Consider the following 18133-nt stretch of genomic DNA (forward strand, 5'->3'; position numbering starts at 1 on the left):
CGTATTGTCAATCCCTCTCTTATCTTGTTATGCGAACGCAACAACATCCCCATAGGTATCGATATATGCATTCACTACTGAAGTATCCTTCGGCATATAATACGCTTTTACCTTTCCACCATCCGGTTTCCATCTGCGATATCCCTGCGGTGTTATCTCGTATTCCTTTGTTAACATGTAAGTCGTGCTTGTACGTCGTCCAATATCCAGTTCTGATTGAAATGGAATATAGATATTATTTCGAATCGTTGCTGATTCAACTTTCTGTAATTCAACAATTTCTACATTTTGAATATCCAGCAAATCTTCATACCGCCCTAATGATGGATAAATAATCGGACACTTCAGTGCCTGATAAATCTTATCAAAATCTTCCTCCTCAGGTATAATATGTAAAACCATCCGATTATCACAGATCAGTTCTACATGTGCAATCCCCTTAAACACACCATAATCTTTGTCTTCACCTTTGATACAGAGCTGATGTCTGCCTTCTTCATACTTTGTATCGAATTTGAATGAATATCTTGTATACAATTCTGATACAGAACCTGCGTTTTCTCCCTGGATACTTACCTGCATCTTGTGATAACTGTCAAATCCACTAATTGCGTGAATCATACCAATAACAGTTGAATATGGTGGCAACGGATAAGATTCTTTTATAATGAAACTACTTGGTTTTCTGTAGTTCGCAAGGTTTTGAAAACAATCAATTCTAATTGCTCGCTCCATAATATTCATCAACTTCCTTTTTCAACTGTTTAAATACATCTGCAACTGTCTTTGTGTTCAATGTATCTTTTAATTCTGCATCATTCTGGAAAATACCTGTCACAACTCCAACACTGGTATTGTTCTTTATATCCTCATCACTTTCAATAATCTCTCCAAGCATCTTCGTGTTTATGGCTCCATTTTCCAAAGATACTCTATTTTCAAAGAACGGATTTTTTCTTATATATCGACCACCGATTGCAAATACAGGACTAAGGTTCTCTCTTCTTCCCTTTATATCACGATATAAATACTGGATCGTATCAAGAAATTTTTTTACTCGATCTGCTTTTTCTTCTGCAGATATCTCAAGATCTCCATCCACACCAATACGATCAAGATCTATAGTGATCGTATATGAGTAGAATGACTTCTGTATCTCACTCTGTGCGATCGCATTATCAAGATCCTGGCGTCTTGCCAATCCAATATTGGTTAAAAATTCCAAATCGCTCTGATAAGGCTCTAATGATACCGCATTACTCAGTCGAACAACTGCACTTCTGGTATCAGCTCCGCCTTTTTTATCCTCTCCTTTTGCACTGGTCTTCATATAACCAAAAAAGTCAATTTCCGGATAATCTTTTATATTAGCAGTTGGTGCAAACTGAACGACTCCACTCTTTCCATCAACAGGTGTTGTATCCCATCCTAACTGCTGAATAATATTGTATCTCAATGCCTGTCTTGATATATAAGAATATTGCTCATATGTTCCTCGTGATAATTTTTTGAGTGTAGTAATATTACCTACGCCCTCTCCATAATTTGCACTTTCTGCAAGAAATACCATTGTAAGTGTTAAACCATTCCTAATCATTAACCTTTTCCTCCTTTTTTTCATAATGACTTCCTTCTAATCCCATAAGGAATGCATATCCATACTCTCTAAACTTCTCCCGATTATCCAGACACTCTATGAATGCATCCGGAACTGTCAGATTTACAGAACAATAGATACGCATTATAATTTCCATAAAATGGGAAACATCTCCAACTGCAACTGCATTCAGTAATCGATATACCGTACCTCTGATTCTTGAATCATCACTTGTGCCTTTCGCTGCTAACAGTTTATTTCTTAATTCATATCCACACTCTCTAACTTTGTATCGATTCACTATTGCACCTCCTATCTTATTCTTATCTTCATTATCTTTCTTCAATAAACTTACACGAATCTGAATATCATATACCCAATAAGCATCTACCAAATATGTCTTTACATCCATAGACTGCCTTAACAAGATATTTAATAATGGATATTGATTTCTATACCGAAGAATATTCAATATAACTGTTTCATGTATATTTATGTATTCAGTCCCCTTTTTTATATATGGGTATTTACTTAATACATCAAGTCCAGCCCTTACTTTCTCATCATTTAATATTGCAAGGATATTTTTATTGATAATATCAAATGTATAACGTTCGCTTTCATCCCTGCCTCTGGTTATGATCTGAATATTACCTAGTTCTTCCGTCTTCATCTTCAATAACAGATTCAATGTTCTGGAAATCCATGAAGTATATCGTTCTCCATCTTCTCTTTCCACATCCTGCATAATGCCATCCTTACGATTTACCTCTAATAATTCCTGAATGTTCTGATCCGTATTAATAAACAGGAATCGATTTCCCATCAGATAAAAACCAAGAGGAGATAATGCATATACAAATGCACACACCGGACATAAGAAAGCATCTACTTTACAATTCCAGAAAGCTGATTGTTTTCTTGCCAGATCATCTGCCTGATCCTTCATAAATGCAAGTGATACTTTCGTCTTCGAATCAATCATTGCACTACAATCAATGCATATCTCCTTTGCCTTCTTTTGATCAATTGCTATATAAGTCCGAAATGGTTCTGAAAAATCATTTTCAAAAACCTCTCGCATATTTTTCGCTGCATTTGCACGTAATAGAAAACATTTTCCATCCCAGAAACGATTGATGTAATTATATATGGCACTCTTCATGATCAAGGTTTCTGCACAAATGGGCTGAATAAGAAATTCATGTAACTGAACCAATCGATCCCGCAACAGTTCCGGTTCCATAGATTCTTTCAGTTTTACCGCCTTAAGCATCTCATATGCTTCTGTGGTATCAACCTCATCCTTTATACTGGCAATGCCCGATTTATAACTGTTAGACAAAAGTTTATCGTTAATGAATTTGATATCATCTTTCCACTTTTTACCATCCCATTCCGGCAAATCCAGTACAGCTAACAAATTCTTAATCTTATCCAATATTGTTTGATATACACTATGTGACCTGTAATATGTCGTGATCCCACGAAAGTATAAATCCGTCCAGTCCGTTTCCTGACAGAAATCTGTATCAAGCCATAATTGCTGATTATCTTCCGTATAGCCATAATCCAAATCTTCCGATGCAGCAGCAATTTCGTCCAGTATATAATGCATACCTACGATTCCCGCATTTTTCAGAAAATCACCCATTGGTATATAGATTCTACCCAACTTATAATCCTCCTTTCTTCTAACCTAATACTTCAAACTTTCCATTTCCTGTCGACCTGCGTACTCCAATTCCGGATCTCTGCAGAACATTTAATAAAGCAACAGAGCCTTTTAATTTGAAAATACCAAGCGAAGCATCTGTATTTCTTCCAAACACTGGTATTATAACCTTTTTCCCTTTGATCGCCTGAATAGAAAAATCATCTGTCTCAACCGGAATATTCATTCTTTGAATAAAGATCTTAACATTCTCTTTCACAACGTCTGAAAACTCATCCTTATCAAACGTATAATAACTGTCTGAATTGGTATCATTATCATGGTATCTTGCCAGTAATGGGCTCTGCATTTTTATGATGATTTCATCATCTATGATATCATTTATATTCTGAATATACACAGATATTAATTGCATGGAATTCTTGTTCATCGAATAATGCCGAAATTTCATAGTCTGAAACGCATTAAACAAATATAAAAATTCCTTATCATCAGCATCTGTAAAAAACACCATGAATTCGTTCTTATCAAGAAGTATCTTATCGTCTGTAAACTTAGCACCGGGAAGATAATACGAATATGTAAACGCCTTCATGATTGATCTGCTCTTATCATATAAACGCTGATACAAATCTTCGGAAATATTCTTCGTCGCAGCCTTTAAAAAACTTGTAAACAAACGATCCATCTCCTTCGGAAGAAAAGGAAATTCCAATTTAAAACGCAGTTTAATCTGATACATTTTTTCACCTCCTTCATAATTTATTTGACTTTGTATTATCAAAATAGCATTTCTTTTATAATAAGTCAATATCATTTTACAATAAAAGTTTAATTGGTGAATTTTTGAATTATTATTATATTGTAATTTTTTTTTGTTCCATATATAATTTTAATACATTGTGGAATGTAAATATTAATCTTTTATTGAAAAATCTATTAATTGCCACATATTGGAATGTACTTTATATTCCACAATGTATTTTTTGTTGCACTTCTTAAAACCTTCTTAAAATATAATAATCTATACAATGTACAAAAAATCGTCCATCGTATCAATTTCACTTCATAATTATAGGGATTTCATATTAGGAAATGTAGAAAACTAAAAAGCCTCTACCTCAGACCCGCCCCCTTTTATTATGGAAATATTATACCTTTATTTAACAAAATGCGCAATAATATACGCATATTTTGTCAATTTAAAGAAAATATTTTTTTCTTATCTTATCCCATCATTGCTAATAGTTACTTTTATAAATATGTTACAAACGCACAAACGCCCCCGCTTATACAAGCGAGGGCGTTTGTCAAACCATGTAATACATTTAAAACTTCACAACTTCCGGTTCGTGTGTAAATGATGAAAAAGTTGCTGTTGCATTCTTAAAATAAAATACCTCGGTGTTACCATCATCTGCGGAATACATCTTCTGTAATGAAGGGTATGCATCCAGCATAGACTGTCTTGCTTCTCTGCGGTCATCTTCCACCAGTTCTCCTGCTACACGAAGCCATTCTCCATTCATAAAAGCACAGATCTCAACCTTCGGATTTACATGGATCTGCTTTGATACTTCTTTTACTTTGCCTGTCTGTATGTATAACTTGCCTTCAAAAATATGGGCAGTTCCAAATGGTCTGACTCTTGGCTGGTCACCCTCTACAGTTGCTAAATAATAAGTTTCTGCGTCCTTTAAAAATTTTGCTACTCGTTCCATAGCATTGTCCTCCTGTTTATAAGCTTTTTAATAGCTTACGCCTCATACACCGGCTCAAAATCCTCTACTCCATGTCCACATATCGGGCAGGTGAAATCTGCCGGCAGCTCGCTTCCTTCATATACATAATTACAGATACGACAGCGCCAGCCTACGATCTTCTTGTCCTGGGCTTTCGGTTCTGCTTTTGGTTTTACCTTTGTCTGATAATCCGCATAAGTCAGCGGTGCATTTTCATTGATCAGCTTGGCATCTACGACTTCTGCGATAAATAACGTATGTGTGCCAAGGTCGTGCTGTTCTACTACTTTTCCGCTGATCACGGCACAGGCATTCCATCCCATATACGGTATGTCATTGCAGTCCTTTGGCATTTGCAGATCTGCGAATTTATCCACATCTCTGCCGGACTGGAACCCGAAATGTTTTATCGTCGCAAATGAGCAGGTCTGATCCAGAATACTCAAAGCAAATATCCCACTCTCTTTCAACAGGTCGCATGTATAATTCGTGTTTAATACAGATATCGCAACCCGAACCGGATTGCCTGCTACCTGCATACATGTATTTGTGATGCAGCCGTTTACCTTCTCCCCCGATCTGGTGGATAACATGAATACACCATAGGATAAATTATAGATTGCTTTTTTGTCCATATGCTTGTACCTCCCTTTTACAAAATACGATTTGTTTTTTCATCCTTGCAAGCAAGTGATTTTATACTCATTATACCACAAACCGAATAAATTTATAATTCTTTTCAAGAATTATTCTCAATAATATACATTGTGAAAAAATCAGGCAGCTTGATATCCCCGATTCAGGATTGCTGCCTGATTTTTCTGCTTCTGTCACTACTATATAATAATAAACAACCGGTAGCGACTATCTCTTACTTCCCACATTTCTCCACGCATGGAGCACTTGTATCAAATGCTGAGTTAAATGCATAGAAGTTCTTTGTATCCATCTTTTCGCGGACAATGCCAAGGCTTTCACCGAAGCGCTGGAAATGTGCGACCTCACGTTCGCGAAGGAATTTGATCGGCTCATATACATCCGGATAGTCTTTGCAGAGACGCAGGATATTGTCATAAGTCGACCGGGCTTTCTGCTCTGCTGCCATATCTTCGAAAAGATCCGTGATCGGATCACCCTTGCTCTGGAATTCGCAGGCGTTAAATGGAATGCCGCCTGCTGCCTGCGGCCAGATTCCTAAGGTGTGATCGATGTAATATTTGTCAAATCCCGATGCCTTAATCTCCTCGATCGATAACCGGCAGGTAAGCTGGTAAATGATCGTGGCAACGATCTCCAGATGTCCCAGCTCCTCTGTACCGATATCGGTAAGAATTGCTTTCACCTTATTGTCCGGCATCGCATAACGCTGGGACAGGTATCGCATAGATGCACCCATTTCACCATCCGGTCCGCCGTATTGTGAGATTATCGCCTGCGCAAGCTGCGCATTTGTCTCTTTGATATTTACCGGAAACTGTAATCTTTTTTCATAGATCCACATTTAACAACCACACTCCCTTTCCCATGGCCAAGGTTTGTCAACCCAGTCAAAATAATTGTCGTCATTTACCTGATATCGGTTCAATGGACCATAGGCGGTCGTGTATTCGCGGACTGCCTGCTGCCGCATTGCTTTATAATTGCTGTATGCTGCCAGTGCCTTCGGACATTCCGGGTGAGTGTCCAGATACAGGGAAATGTCATCCAACGCGAAGGACACTTCTGTTATAAAGGCAAAGAGCTGCTGTTTGTTCATATTATTCATTGCCTATTTCCCCCTTACACCACAAAAGATCAGATTCAGATCTGGGAACATGGTTCCTTCGCGCAGACCCTTTTTCGCATCATAGAGTTCCCCAAATTCCTGACTTGGCACATACGCCATACCAATCGGATGCGGACTGAATCTGCCACAGGTCTCTACATCCTTTCTTGTTGTTTCGCAATGATCCTGTCTGAAAGAACAGCCGCCTGTGCCCTGACGGTTTCCATTGCAGGAAGAGGCATTGCGGTTATTTGCATATTGCATCATGAGATTTGGCTGAGCAGGATATCTGCCGCCATTTCTGTTGCAGTTTCTATACTGTTCCAAATGAATATACCTCCTGAATTTGCATATTATTCATCTCTCTATACTTTATGGGGGAAATGTGAAAATGTGACATATTACAGGATGATTGAGACGAATACATATAAAAAGAGCAGTAAATCTGATAATTTTACTGCTCTTTTTATATGTATTAATTTAACAAATTTTCTATATTTCTTGCACCATACAATAACCGTCGTACTTCCATAACATCATCAATTACCACATAATAAATCACATAATTTCTTATATAGATCCGGCAATATGGATATTCACGTTTTTTTCTGGAATGATATGGTTCAAACGCTACCGGATTGTTTAATCTGGCTAATATTGCTGTTTCAACATCATTTATCAGTCGCATTGCCGCTTCTTCATTTTTTAAAACCTTCGAAATATAAGTCACTGTATCCAGCAAATCCTGTTCAAAAAGTGGCAAATATCTTAACTTGTAGATTTTATCTTGCATTCATCACACTCCTTGCTTTGCTAAATACTTCTTCATGTGAAAGTCTTTTATCTGTCGCTTTTGCCTGTCTGTCAGCTTCATCAAGTTTCATTTCAACATTCTCTGTAAGATTCGCATACTCTTCCATACTTAAAACAACCATCGCCCCATATCCATTTTTCGTTAAATATACAGGCTTTCCACTATTCACAATTGTTTCAATTTCAGGGAACTTATTTCTAAGATCTGAAACCGGTCTAATCTGTATCATTTTATCACTCCTTTTTATTTCATGCTTCTTGTCGTTAATATATTATCATTATTTTATCGTTATTCTGATATTATTGCAATATAGAATATATAAAATTCATATCATATGAATTATTAAACTGATAATACTATAGCATACTTCCCCTATTCCTCTGCATATATTCATTATGTAAAAGCAAAATCAAAGGGGATTCTATGATTAATCTGATCTGGGCTGCCATGATCTTAGTCGGTATTATCACCGCACTTCTGACCGGGCATATGGAAGATGTGAATACCGGTATCATTGATGCCGGGAGTGACGCCGTTTCACTCTGTATCACCATGCTAGGAATTGTTACGATGTGGTGTGGGATTATGAAGATCGCAGAACGCACCGGTCTGATGAAAAAATGGTCATCGAAAATGTCCCCTGTCATGAGATTCTTGTTTCCGAGACTTTCCCCGGAGCATCCGGCATATGAATATATGTGTACGAACATCATTGCAAATATTGTAGGGCTTGGGTGGGCTGCAACACCGCCGGCACTAAAGGCGATGCAGGAGCTGGCTAAGGACAACAAGGGAAGTAAATCTGCCAGTCGAGAAATGTGCGTCTTCCTGATCCTGAATATTTCTTCGCTGCAACTGATCCCGGTAAATATCATTGCCTATCGTGCAACCTACGGTTCTGAACATCCTACCGCCATTATCCTGCCCGGCATCATCGCAACCGTCTGCTCCACCGCCGTCGCCGTCCTGCTGGCCGTCATTATAAACAAACGAGGGAAATGAAGCGGCGAGTTCACTTAGAAATCTTTAATAAGCAGCGCAGTTGACTTTCATAATACAGAATATATCTGTGTATATATTTCGGTTTGGCAGGTTATTTATCGCAGATGTATGTCTGCTAAATAACCTGCCAAAACGAAATAAACATACACAGAATCTTAATGGAGGCTTGTCATGCTGACAACAATCTCAAACAGTATCATCCCACTGGTCATATTTGCTGTTGTGTTATATGGCTGTATCAAAAAGACGAATGTCTATGAAGATTTTATTGACGGGGCATTTGACGGAATGAAGATAGTAGTCGAATTGGTTCCAACATTGATCGGTCTATTTGTGGCTGTACGAATCCTGAATGATTCCGGTGCGCTTGACCTGATCACAAAGGTTCTGAAACCGATTGCCTCTCTCATACATACCCCAGATTGTGTGATCCCCGTCATCATAACGAAGCTGTTCTCCTCCGGGTCTGCCACCAGTCTGATGCTTAACATTTTTAATGACTATGGACCTGATTCCAGAGAAGGACTCACCGCTGCCATTATCCTTAGCTGTACGGAGTCTTTATTCTATACGATGTCTGTATATCTGATGGCTGCCAAAGTCCGCAAATCCCGATATATCATCCCATGTGCCCTGTTATCTCTCGGTGCAGGGATCGTTGTAAGTATCCTGCTGGCAAATATGTTAGTGTCCTAGGGCACCTGTTTTTCAAGTGCCCTTTTTCTTTTTATTCTAACGTCCGCATCGCTTCTTCCATCACCTGAAGCTTATAGATCGTCTGCGCCACAAGATCTTCTCTGGCATTCACATCCGACTGGATCTCCCGCCGCTTTGTATCCTGTAACTGATATCCGGTTCTGACTTCATGAAGCTGCTCGCCTTTTGCAGCCAGCTCGCGTTCAAGCCGTTCTGCATCTGCACGTTCTTTTCGTATTCCGTCTGCCTTGTTCTGATCGATCAGCCTTGCAAATACATAACCGATCACAAAGCAGAGCACGATCGCAAGTATTGATGTGACCAGAAAACGAACCACATCTGTACCATTCATACGCTCTGACATTTGAATGTACGCCCGTGGCATCAGGAATAATGCCATAATACAGAATATGACAAATGGAACAATCGCGGCACGGATACCGGTTCGTATCCATTTGCTTCTGTGTCTTGGTACGATCTGCGCCTGATTGTTCCGGGCAGTCAGAAGCTCCAGTTTGTTCTTCCGTTCCATTGCCCATGCTTCATTTAAGCGTTCCAGTACATCCGGACTTTCTGCCAGCCGTTCCTTTGCCTGTTCATATGCCTGAATATCCTTTGAGGTACGGAGTTTATCCATATCCTGTTTCAGATTCTCAATCACTACCCGGATCGTTTCCTCATAAAGCCGGTCATTCATTTTCCGGCTGCTTCTGGTGTATATCTTTGATCGTTCTATAACGAGGTCAACTGCCAGCTTCGCCCCATCCTCCCGGATTGGAGAGTCGGCATCCAGTTTATCAAGCAATCGTCCAAATGCATTTCCTCGGTTTGCTTTTCTGTATTCATCATAATCCTCACGCTGATACACTTCTCCGCTCAGCGCGGCAATCCGGTAAGTGGCCAGTGCCTCCTGCAAATGAAAGGACTTCTCACATTTTTCCGGTCGTACCAGGTAGATCGAATAAATGTTTTTTTCTCCTTCTCTTGCAATGATACGATGCAATTCATCTGCCAGTTCTTCATCTGACATATAATTACTGACCGGATAGCGTATCGTCTTATATTCCTTTTGTGATGCAGGCACAAGCCGTACCGATACCACGCCATCTGATAACTTTCCCTGCACATAGCCATGCGGTCCGGTCTCCCTGTTATTGTCCGGTTCCAATACACCCGGATAACAAATCCTGCCATTGTACATATTCTTATAGGAAGCTTCATGTCCTAATCCGATATAATCAAATCCTGCTTTCCGGATCGTCGGATAATCGATCGGTATCGCGCCATGATTTCCGGCATGAGCCAGCAGGATATTTGTCATCTCATCATCCGCCGGTGTCAGTTCATCTAAAACTGCCATCTGCGCTCCGGCACTATAATAGCCGGCACAATAAAGTACCGCATTTTTTTTCGGGAACCGAATAACATCGATCATGGCAGTTGCGTTTTCATGCTTTACTCCATATATTGCAGAGCCTGCCGGAACCGGATTCCGATACTCGCTGCAGCCTGCCACATAAATATTTGACCGGAAAGAATAGTTTGCAAGCACCCCATCTGATTTCATGTAATCATGATCTCCCTGACAATAAATGACCGCCGTCTTATCAAGCGGCAGAAATATCTCATCAATCCACGCAAGATCTTCTTCTGTTGCCGGATGGTCAAAGAGATCCCCTGTGATAAATACAAAATCAGCCTGTAATTTTCCTGCATCAGAAACAACCTGTTTCAAGGTCGTTATCCCGTCCTTTTCACAGGTCTGTCCGAACAGTAATTTGTCTGCTTTTCGTCCGATATTCACATCACTGATATGGATAAACTGAATTGCTCCCATCGAGATCTCCCGTCTTCTCACTTCATTTTCCTGTCAAATGTATATTTTTCGCTTTATTTTCTAAAGTTTATGAATATTTTTCCATAATTTTATTAAGTTTGACTTCTTATATACTATCATACCATATTTTTATGCCGGATACATCCTGTTTTTCGATACGGCTGATTGACTTTTGAAAAATGCTCTCGTATAATAATGAGTGTTTTTTTAATGAGAGCGTATGTCTATGCGTTTTTAGAATATATCAGGAGGAAATTATTATGCCTATTAAGTACGTGTTTGTCACAGGCGGTGTCGTATCCGGTCTTGGTAAAGGTATCACTGCTGCCTCCCTTGGTCGTCTGCTCAAAATGAGAGGCTACAAGGTTACCAGCCAGAAATTCGATCCATACATCAACATGGATCCGGGTACTATGAACCCGATCCAGCATGGTGAAGTATTCGTAACCGATGATGGTGCGGAGACTGATCTGGATCTTGGTCATTATGAGCGTTTTATCGATGAAAGTCTGAATAAGAATTCGAATGTTACGACCGGTAAGATCTACTGGAGTATCTTACAGAAAGAACGCCACGGCGACTTCGGCGGACATACCGTACAGGTAGTTCCACATATAACAAATGAAATTAAAGATCGCTTCTATCGGAATCCGGATGCAAAGGATACCGAAGTAGCGATCATCGAAATTGGCGGTACAGTCGGCGATATCGAGAGCCAGCCTTTCTTAGAGGCGATCCGTCAGTTCACACATGACGTCGGACATGAGAATTGCATTATGATCCATGTTACTCTGATTCCTTATCTGAAAGCTTCCGGCGAATTAAAGACAAAGCCGACTCAGGCGAGTGTTAAGAACCTGCAGGGAATGGGTATCCAGCCGGATATTCTGGTCTGCCGTTCTGATTATCCACTGGATCAGGGCTTAAAGGATAAGATCGCATTATTCTGTAATGTACCTAGCCAGAATGTTATCCAGAATCTGGATGTTGATGTATTATACGAAGTTCCTCTCGCTATGGAGAAAGAGCATCTCGCTGATGTTGTGTGCAAATGTTTACACATGGATTGTCCTGCTCCGGAACCACATGCATGGAAGGAATGGAATGATATGATCACTGCATGGAAGAATCCGAAAAAAAAGGTTCGTGTTGCTCTCGTCGGCAAATATGTCTCACTGCATGATGCATACATTTCCGTTGTTGAATCCTTAAAGCATGCCGGTGTTGCAAACGATGCCGAGGTCGAGATCAAATGGGTAGATTCCGAACTTGTAACTCCTGAAAATGTGGAAGAAACACTGGGTGACGTCGATGGAATCCTCGTTCCGGGCGGTTTTGGTGACAGAGGTATCGAAGGCATGATCACCGCAATCCAGTATGCAAGAGAGAAAAAGGTTCCTTACCTTGGTCTGTGTCTCGGTATGCAGCTCACGATTGTTGAATTTGCAAGACATGTCCTTGGTTATGCAGATGCACACAGCTCAGAATTCAATCCAAACTCTTTCCATCAGGTTATTCATATCATGCCGAATCAGCATGATGTAACAGACCTCGGCGGAACATTAAGACTTGGTTCTTACCCATGTGTACTCAGCAAAGATTCCAAATCCTATGAGCTCTATGGCACAGAATACATCCACGAGCGTCACAGACATAGATATGAAGTCAACAATGACTACCGTAAGGCTTTAACAGATAATGGCATGGAACTGGTTGGTCTCTCTCCTGACGGTCACATCGTTGAGATGATCGAGATTCCGAATCATCCTTGGTTCATCGGAACTCAGGCACATCCGGAATTCAAGTCCAGACCAAATAAAGCACATCCGCTTTTCAAAGGCTTTGTTGCTGCGGCACTCGCTCACGAAGAAGCCTAAACATATCCAGTATAATAAAAATGCAGGGTATGGTGGTCTGTATATCTTTATTACGCAAGACGTTTTCACTCTATTCCAACGCAACGGTGCTAAGTTCTTCGCCTGCGGCGACTCACTAAGAACCGGCGTTGGAACAGGCTTGCTTCATAAAATATACAGACCGCCATACCCTGCATTTTTATATGTCCTATTCGAAGTAAAAAGGGCGCGTAGAGATATATAGCCTCCGCCATACAGATTACCCTGCCATAATGACTTGTTGCGATTTCTGTTCGTTACACATGTCTGATTCGCTTATGCTCCTGCGCAAACTCGTCCTACGGACTCAAACATGCGCCCGCATTCGCTGACAATGTGTAACTCGCGACGAAATTCTCACAATGTCATTATGGCAGGGTAATCTGTATGGCGGAGGCTATATATCTCTACGCACCCATATCTTTTTACATCATGGCTTCAGCGCGCGGGTTGCGTTGATGATCGCGAGGAAGGCAACACCGACATCGGCGAATACCGCTGCCCACATATTTGCAAAACCAAGGGCACCGAGTACCATAACAATGATCTTGACAGCAAGTGCAAACACAATGTTCTGCTGCACGATATGAACCGTCTTTCTGGCAATTGCATATGCTACGGCAATCTTGCCCGGATCATCATCGATCAGAACGATGTCTGCTGCTTCGATCGCAGCATCCTGACCCATAGCTCCCATTGCGATACCGACATCGGCACGCATTAAAACAGGCGCATCATTTATTCCGTCACCGGTGAAGATCAATGTACTGTCTTCATCCTTCTCGCGGAGAAGCTGTTCTACTTTATCTACCTTATCACCCGGCATCAGTTCTGCACATACAGTATCAATGCCAAGCTCTTTTGCTACACTGTCAGCAACCTCTTTCTTATCACCCGTCAGCATAACAACATTATCAATCCCACATTTCTTGATTGATGCAATCGCATCCTTAACACCATCCTTGATCTCATCAGCGATCGTGATACATCCCTTATATGCACCATTTTCCGCTACGAAAAGGACTGTTCCAACCTTGGATGGCTGTTTTGCGCCTGCTATGGATATCTTTCTGGAATCCAAAAGCTTTTTATTTCCGACTAACACTTCTTTTCCATCTTTTAAAACCTTGATACCCATTCCGGAGATTTCCTCATATCCATCGAGGTGGTCGATCTGTACCGTTCCCTTATATGCAGCCTTGATTGATGCTGCGATCGGATGGTTGGAGTAATACTCGCCATATGCTGCAAGCTCCAGAAGATCATCTTCACTGATTCCATTTGCGCATGTCTCTACAACCTTGAATACACCCTTTGTCAGAGTTCCGGTCTTATCAAATACGGCAATCTTTGCTTTACCCAGAAGCTCCAGATAGTTACTTCCTTTTACAAGGATACCTGCCTTGGATGCTCCGCCGATTCCACTGAAGAAACTAAGTGGAATAGAGATGACCAATGCACATGGACAGGATACTACCAGAAAGATCAATGCACGGTGGAACCATTTGCCAAATTCACCTACAAAGATCGGCGGAATGATCGCTACTGCAAGTGCAAGGAAACACACGATCGGTGTATAGTATTTTGCAAATCTGGTAATGAACTGCTCGTACTGTGCTTTTCTCGTACTTGCATTTTCCACCAGTTCCAAAATCTTCGATACGGTCGAATCGTCAAATTCCTTTGATACCTTGACACGGATCACACCATTCTGGTTAATCACGCCACTTAACACTTCGTCACCAACAGACAGCTTTCTAGGTACGGATTCACCGGTAAGCGCTGCTGTATCTACAAATGTTTCCCCTTCGATGACAGTACCATCGAGAGGAACTTTTTCACCCGGCTGCACGATGATGATATCACCGATCGCAACTGTCTCCGGTTCTACCTGAACGATCTGTCCATCTTTTTCAATATTTGCATATTCCGGCATAATGTTCATCAAATCTGTGATACTGGCTCTTGATCTGTTGACTGCATATTTCTGGAACCATTCTCCGACCTGATAGAACAGCATAACGGCTGCCGCCTCGCCAAATTCTCCGGTTCCGTATGCGCCTACAGTTGCAACTGCCATCAGGAAGTTTTCGTCAAATACATGACCCTTGCTGATATTCTTGATTGCCTTTAAAAGGACATCATATCCTGCCATCAGATATGGTACTGCGAACATCGCAGCCTTTACAACTGTATCCCACACTCCATTCAAATGGATGAGCTTCTCTGCAATCTCGCATGCGATAAATACCACCAGTGCAACGATGATTCGAATTAACATCTTTTTCTGCTTCTTACTCATAATCCATCACCTTTTTTCTGCTATCTGCGATAATTTTCTTATTTTATCTTCTCTTTCAGCTTATGTAAATCTGTAACGTCTTAATATTCAGATCTGCATTATTTCTAATATTCGATCGCAGCTTCCTCATCAATGCTCTTGATGATCTTTTCTGCCTGCTTTAAGATCTCGTCTAATTTGTCTTCATCTGCGTCTAATGTAAGTTTCTGTGCCATGAAGCTGATAGATGCGCTGTTAACTCCCGGTAACTTGCTGATCTGCTCCTCCATCTTTGCTGCACAATTTGCACAATCTACATCACTTAAATTATATCTCTTCTTCATAATATCCACCTTTAACCTTTCTTATTATTCAAATATATGCTCAAGTCCCATTCGCATGATCACTGCTACATGGTCATCGGCAAGCTCATAAAACATATTCTTTCCGGCTCTGCGGTTCTTGATCAGCTTCGCCTGTTTTAACACTCTTAATTGATGAGAAATGGCAGATGCATTCATTCCAAGCTCTTCTGCAATGTCACCAACACTTTTTTCGTGATCCAGCAGTGTGTATAAGATCTGGATTCTGGTAGAATCGCCAAATACTTTAAACAACTCGGCCAGATCATACAGATTCTCTTCGTCCGGCATCATCTCATTAATCTCAGCGGTGATCTCAGCAATATCGTTCTCTTTGCATTCACATGCTTCCCTGCTGTCCGTATTCATTCTGTTCCTCCTCTCGCTGTTTTTATTGAACATTTGAATATCTGTTCATATGTTGTTTTTAATATAACATTATGTTTGCACCCTGTCAACTGATTTTTATATTTGCTTCAAATAAATTTCTGCCGCCAGATCCACTATATTATATTTTTCATTTTATACCTTCATCCTGTTTATACATTTTTCCTTATAATGGCAGTATATTTTTTCCATGTTCGCACAAACTAGAGATATGGAACCATTAATTTTGCGACACCTTGCCAAAAACTAATGTCCAAATAACTAGAAATCAGAGAGGAATGCCATGAAAGTATTTAATGTTATTTGTCTTACTCTTGTGATCGTTGGGGCGATCGTTTGGGGTATCATCGGAATCTTTAATTTTAATCTTGTAGATGCTTTATTCGGAACCGGCTCCGCCTTTTCCAGAATCATCTACACACTCGTTGGTATCGCCGGACTGTACCTGATCTCCTTCTACGGTCTGATCTGCAACGAGGACTAGCCGAACACGCAAAAAATCCCCCTTATGGTTGTGTGCCCTCTTCATATGCTGGTTCTTCCACTAACAATGACCTGCTGCGTTTTCTGTATGTTGCACATGCCTGATCCGTAAATACTCCTGTGCCAACTCGCCTTCGGCTCAGACAGGCACCCGTATTTACTGGCAATGTGCACCATACAACGAAAGCCTCGCATATGTCATATTTTAGTGAAAGAACCAGCATACAAAGAGGGATTTACGATCCACAATGGGAGATTTTTTCTGCTATTGATATTTCCACTATGATAAACTCGCGAATGTTTTTTCATAGTGAAAACACCAACACTCGAAACTGGATAAATCCCTGTATATCGAATGGTGTATTTTTCTGTTTATCTTTTTATTACTCATTTACATATAGCAACAAAACGCCCACCAAACAAATCTGATCTGGTACCTGCTCTATTATAATATGACATTAGCGAGGATTTCTTGATGAATTGCACATTGTCAGCGAATGCGGGTGCTTGTCTGAGTCCGAAGGACGAGTTAGCACAAGAGCATGAGCGGATAAGACATGTGCAATGAATAGAAACCGCAGCAAGTCATTTATAATAGGGTAGGTACCAGATCAGATTCATTTGGTTGGCATTTTGCCATCGTTAAAATAAAAATTCTTCGACAACGCAGCGGATCAGGCAGTAGATGATGACCACGATCATAAGCGGGGTAAGCAGGCGAAGCTTTTTGCCATTTTCATCGTACCGATTAAAAGGTTCCGTGAATACAGAGGTGAAACTCTCCATTCTGCCATTTATAGTCGCAAGCAGATAAATAATTCCTACTGATATTACAGTGCCAACCAGCGCCATAGGTATATATGCCCGGATGGTGCTGAGCAGCATCGTCTGTGTTACTTCTGTATTTTCCGCCTGATCTTTTAACATCGGAATGATATTTGCAATATGCTTTATAACAACAGAAAAACCATTGATCAGAAAATGCATGATCATTGTTGGAATAATGCTTCCGGTTGCTTCTACGACAAAACCGAAGACCAAACCGATCATGATCGCATATGCCATCTGATTAAAATTCATATGCATCAGTCCAAATAAAAAGCCTGACATCAATATTGCCTTTAATCTGCCGGCTTCATGAAAGCTTCCGAACATGACACCACGATACGCCAGTTCCTCTATCACACACGGCAAAAATGCCATGAAAAAAAGCGAAGTTCCAAGTGTATTATGATCAACCAGTGCTGAAGCTGCATGGCTGATCTCATTTCGCACAAATAACATTGAGATTGCATTTAACAATGTAATAAGTGGCTCCATAAACAGAACCAACGGTGGAAGCAGCAGGAGTGTCAACGGATGAAATCTCCGAAACCAGATGATATCCTTTACGTGCTTTCTCATGATGAACAAATATAACACTGTTGGTACAAATATCAAACTCTGACTGAATAATATGTTTTGTTTTATCGTAATGCCGGAAAACAGATCTGTAAATAACGCCAGCACCGTTACGATCTCATACACTACGATCAATGCTGTAAACAAACATTCAGCTCCAAAAATTTTCTTTCTTGTCTCCATATACCCTCTTATA

The 18133-nt window shown here is 40.5% G+C and carries 20 protein-coding genes; 4 read left to right on the top strand and 16 right to left on the bottom strand.

The features are described 5' to 3' along the window. Positions 1-27 precede the first annotated feature (27 nt). The 11 genes from cas5b to LK416_07835 form a co-directional block, all read right to left on the bottom strand. Positions 28-735, bottom strand: coding sequence for a type I-B CRISPR-associated protein Cas5b (gene cas5b, locus LK416_07785; protein UEA73598.1), 708 nt, complete (start codon positions 733-735; stop codon positions 28-30). After that, the gene (gene cas7i, locus LK416_07790; GenBank protein UEA73599.1) at positions 719-1597 is read right to left on the bottom strand and encodes a type I-B CRISPR-associated protein Cas7/Cst2/DevR; all 879 of its coding nucleotides are present in this window, start codon (positions 1595-1597) and stop codon (positions 719-721) included. Before cas7i ends, cas5b begins: the two co-directional genes overlap by 17 nt. After that, positions 1590-3272, bottom strand: a complete 1683-nt coding sequence (gene cas8a1 / locus LK416_07795; protein UEA73600.1) for a type I-B CRISPR-associated protein Cas8b1/Cst1 — start codon at positions 3270-3272, stop codon at positions 1590-1592. Before cas8a1 ends, cas7i begins: the two co-directional genes overlap by 8 nt. Positions 3273-3291: 19 nt before the next feature. Further along, a complete protein-coding gene (gene cas6, locus LK416_07800) occupies positions 3292-4014 on the bottom strand; it encodes a CRISPR-associated endoribonuclease Cas6 (protein UEA73601.1) in 723 nt (240 codons plus the stop codon). A gap of 586 nt (positions 4015-4600) precedes the next feature. Beyond that, positions 4601-4993, bottom strand: a complete 393-nt coding sequence (locus LK416_07805) for a pyridoxamine 5'-phosphate oxidase family protein (GenBank protein UEA73602.1) — start codon at positions 4991-4993, stop codon at positions 4601-4603. A 35-nt stretch (positions 4994-5028) separates the two neighbouring features. Beyond that, the gene (locus LK416_07810; protein ID UEA73603.1) at positions 5029-5649 is read right to left on the bottom strand and encodes a flavin reductase; all 621 of its coding nucleotides are present in this window, start codon (positions 5647-5649) and stop codon (positions 5029-5031) included. 236 nt (positions 5650-5885) lie between these two features. Beyond that, a complete protein-coding gene (locus LK416_07815; protein ID UEA73604.1) occupies positions 5886-6515 on the bottom strand; it encodes a manganese catalase family protein in 630 nt (209 codons plus the stop codon). Continuing rightward, complete coding sequence (locus tag LK416_07820; GenBank protein ID UEA73605.1) at positions 6516-6779, bottom strand: spore coat protein CotJB; 264 nt, start codon at positions 6777-6779, stop codon at positions 6516-6518. 3 nt (positions 6780-6782) lie between these two features. Next, positions 6783-7106 carry a spore coat associated protein CotJA gene (locus LK416_07825; GenBank protein ID UEA73606.1) on the bottom strand — a complete coding sequence of 108 codons (324 nt, stop codon included), beginning with the start codon at positions 7104-7106 and terminating at the stop codon, positions 6783-6785. Positions 7107-7254: 148 nt separating this feature from the next. Continuing rightward, the gene (locus LK416_07830) at positions 7255-7572 is read right to left on the bottom strand and encodes a type II toxin-antitoxin system RelE/ParE family toxin (GenBank protein ID UEA73607.1); all 318 of its coding nucleotides are present in this window, start codon (positions 7570-7572) and stop codon (positions 7255-7257) included. Then, the gene (locus LK416_07835) at positions 7562-7822 is read right to left on the bottom strand and encodes a type II toxin-antitoxin system prevent-host-death family antitoxin (protein ID UEA73608.1); all 261 of its coding nucleotides are present in this window, start codon (positions 7820-7822) and stop codon (positions 7562-7564) included. The genes LK416_07830 and LK416_07835 overlap by 11 nt, the downstream gene beginning before the upstream one ends. A 194-nt stretch (positions 7823-8016) precedes the next feature. On the opposite strand from LK416_07835, the gene LK416_07840 reads away from it, so the two are divergent. Together LK416_07840 and LK416_07845 are read left to right on the top strand one after the other, a co-directional pair. Further along, positions 8017-8595, top strand: coding sequence for a nucleoside recognition protein (locus LK416_07840; GenBank protein UEA73609.1), 579 nt, complete (start codon positions 8017-8019; stop codon positions 8593-8595). Positions 8596-8766: 171 nt separating this feature from the next. Continuing rightward, positions 8767-9291 (top strand): spore maturation protein, encoded by a 525-nt coding sequence (locus tag LK416_07845; protein UEA73610.1) that lies wholly within the window; start codon positions 8767-8769, stop codon positions 9289-9291. Positions 9292-9322: 31 nt separating this feature from the next. On the opposite strand, the gene LK416_07850 is transcribed toward LK416_07845, so the two are convergent. Next, positions 9323-11128, bottom strand: coding sequence for a metallophosphoesterase (locus LK416_07850; protein ID UEA73611.1), 1806 nt, complete (start codon positions 11126-11128; stop codon positions 9323-9325). 260 nt (positions 11129-11388) lie between these two features. On the opposite strand from LK416_07850, the gene LK416_07855 reads away from it, so the two are divergent. Continuing rightward, on the top strand, positions 11389-13005 hold the full coding sequence (locus LK416_07855) for a CTP synthase (protein ID UEA73612.1): 1617 nt from the start codon (positions 11389-11391) through the stop codon (positions 13003-13005). Between the two features lie 448 nt (positions 13006-13453). Here LK416_07855 and cadA read toward each other — a convergent pair whose 3' ends face one another. From cadA to LK416_07870, 3 genes are all read right to left on the bottom strand, one after another. Continuing rightward, positions 13454-15325: a cadmium-translocating P-type ATPase gene (gene cadA / locus LK416_07860; protein ID UEA73613.1), complete on the bottom strand. Its 1872-nt coding sequence runs from the start codon at positions 15323-15325 to the stop codon at positions 13454-13456. 104 nt (positions 15326-15429) lie between these two features. Continuing rightward, on the bottom strand, positions 15430-15648 hold the full coding sequence (locus LK416_07865; protein UEA73614.1) for a heavy-metal-associated domain-containing protein: 219 nt from the start codon (positions 15646-15648) through the stop codon (positions 15430-15432). A gap of 24 nt (positions 15649-15672) precedes the next feature. Next, positions 15673-15960, bottom strand: a complete 288-nt coding sequence (locus tag LK416_07870; GenBank protein UEA75884.1) for a metalloregulator ArsR/SmtB family transcription factor — start codon at positions 15958-15960, stop codon at positions 15673-15675. A 376-nt stretch (positions 15961-16336) separates the two neighbouring features. Here LK416_07870 and LK416_07875 point away from each other — a divergent pair, with 376 nt between their 5' ends. Beyond that, positions 16337-16537, top strand: a complete 201-nt coding sequence (locus LK416_07875; protein ID UEA73615.1) for a DUF378 domain-containing protein — start codon at positions 16337-16339, stop codon at positions 16535-16537. Positions 16538-17178: 641 nt separating this feature from the next. Here LK416_07875 and LK416_07880 read toward each other — a convergent pair. Next, entirely contained in the window at positions 17179-18120 is a 942-nt protein-coding gene (locus tag LK416_07880; protein UEA73616.1) for a CPBP family intramembrane metalloprotease, read from the bottom strand. Positions 18121-18133: the final 13 nt, after the last annotated feature.

This window comes from Lachnospiraceae bacterium GAM79 (genome assembly GCA_020735665.1).
GTDB lineage: Bacteria > Bacillota > Clostridia > Lachnospirales > Lachnospiraceae > Coprococcus.

What these genes read in the sequence shown, in the direction of transcription:
- cas5b (UEA73598.1), bottom strand. Translation starts at nt 735, where the DNA reads ATGGAGCGAGCAATTAGAATTGATTGTTTTCAAAACCTTGCGAACTAC.
- cas7i (UEA73599.1), bottom strand. Translation starts at nt 1,597, where the DNA reads ATGATTAGGAATGGTTTAACACTTACAATGGTATTTCTTGCAGAAAGT.
- cas6 (UEA73601.1), bottom strand. Translation starts at nt 4,014, where the DNA reads ATGTATCAGATTAAACTGCGTTTTAAATTGGAATTTCCTTTTCTTCCG.
- LK416_07805 (UEA73602.1), bottom strand. Translation starts at nt 4,993, where the DNA reads ATGGAACGAGTAGCAAAATTTTTAAAGGACGCAGAAACTTATTATTTA.
- LK416_07810 (UEA73603.1), bottom strand. Translation starts at nt 5,649, where the DNA reads ATGGACAAAAAAGCAATCTATAATTTATCCTATGGTGTATTCATGTTA.
- LK416_07815 (UEA73604.1), bottom strand. Translation starts at nt 6,515, where the DNA reads ATGTGGATCTATGAAAAAAGATTACAGTTTCCGGTAAATATCAAAGAG.
- LK416_07820 (UEA73605.1), bottom strand. Translation starts at nt 6,779, where the DNA reads ATGAATAATATGAACAAACAGCAGCTCTTTGCCTTTATAACAGAAGTG.
- LK416_07830 (UEA73607.1), bottom strand. Translation starts at nt 7,572, where the DNA reads ATGCAAGATAAAATCTACAAGTTAAGATATTTGCCACTTTTTGAACAG.
- LK416_07835 (UEA73608.1), bottom strand. Translation starts at nt 7,822, where the DNA reads ATGATACAGATTAGACCGGTTTCAGATCTTAGAAATAAGTTCCCTGAA.
- LK416_07840 (UEA73609.1), top strand. Translation starts at nt 8,017, where the DNA reads ATGATTAATCTGATCTGGGCTGCCATGATCTTAGTCGGTATTATCACC.
- LK416_07845 (UEA73610.1), top strand. Translation starts at nt 8,767, where the DNA reads ATGCTGACAACAATCTCAAACAGTATCATCCCACTGGTCATATTTGCT.
- LK416_07850 (UEA73611.1), bottom strand. Translation starts at nt 11,128, where the DNA reads ATGGGAGCAATTCAGTTTATCCATATCAGTGATGTGAATATCGGACGA.
- LK416_07855 (UEA73612.1), top strand. Translation starts at nt 11,389, where the DNA reads ATGCCTATTAAGTACGTGTTTGTCACAGGCGGTGTCGTATCCGGTCTT.
- cadA (UEA73613.1), bottom strand. Translation starts at nt 15,325, where the DNA reads ATGAGTAAGAAGCAGAAAAAGATGTTAATTCGAATCATCGTTGCACTG.
- LK416_07865 (UEA73614.1), bottom strand. Translation starts at nt 15,648, where the DNA reads ATGAAGAAGAGATATAATTTAAGTGATGTAGATTGTGCAAATTGTGCA.
- LK416_07870 (UEA75884.1), bottom strand. Translation starts at nt 15,960, where the DNA reads ATGATGCCGGACGAAGAGAATCTGTATGATCTGGCCGAGTTGTTTAAA.
- LK416_07875 (UEA73615.1), top strand. Translation starts at nt 16,337, where the DNA reads ATGAAAGTATTTAATGTTATTTGTCTTACTCTTGTGATCGTTGGGGCG.
- LK416_07880 (UEA73616.1), bottom strand. Translation starts at nt 18,120, where the DNA reads ATGGAGACAAGAAAGAAAATTTTTGGAGCTGAATGTTTGTTTACAGCA.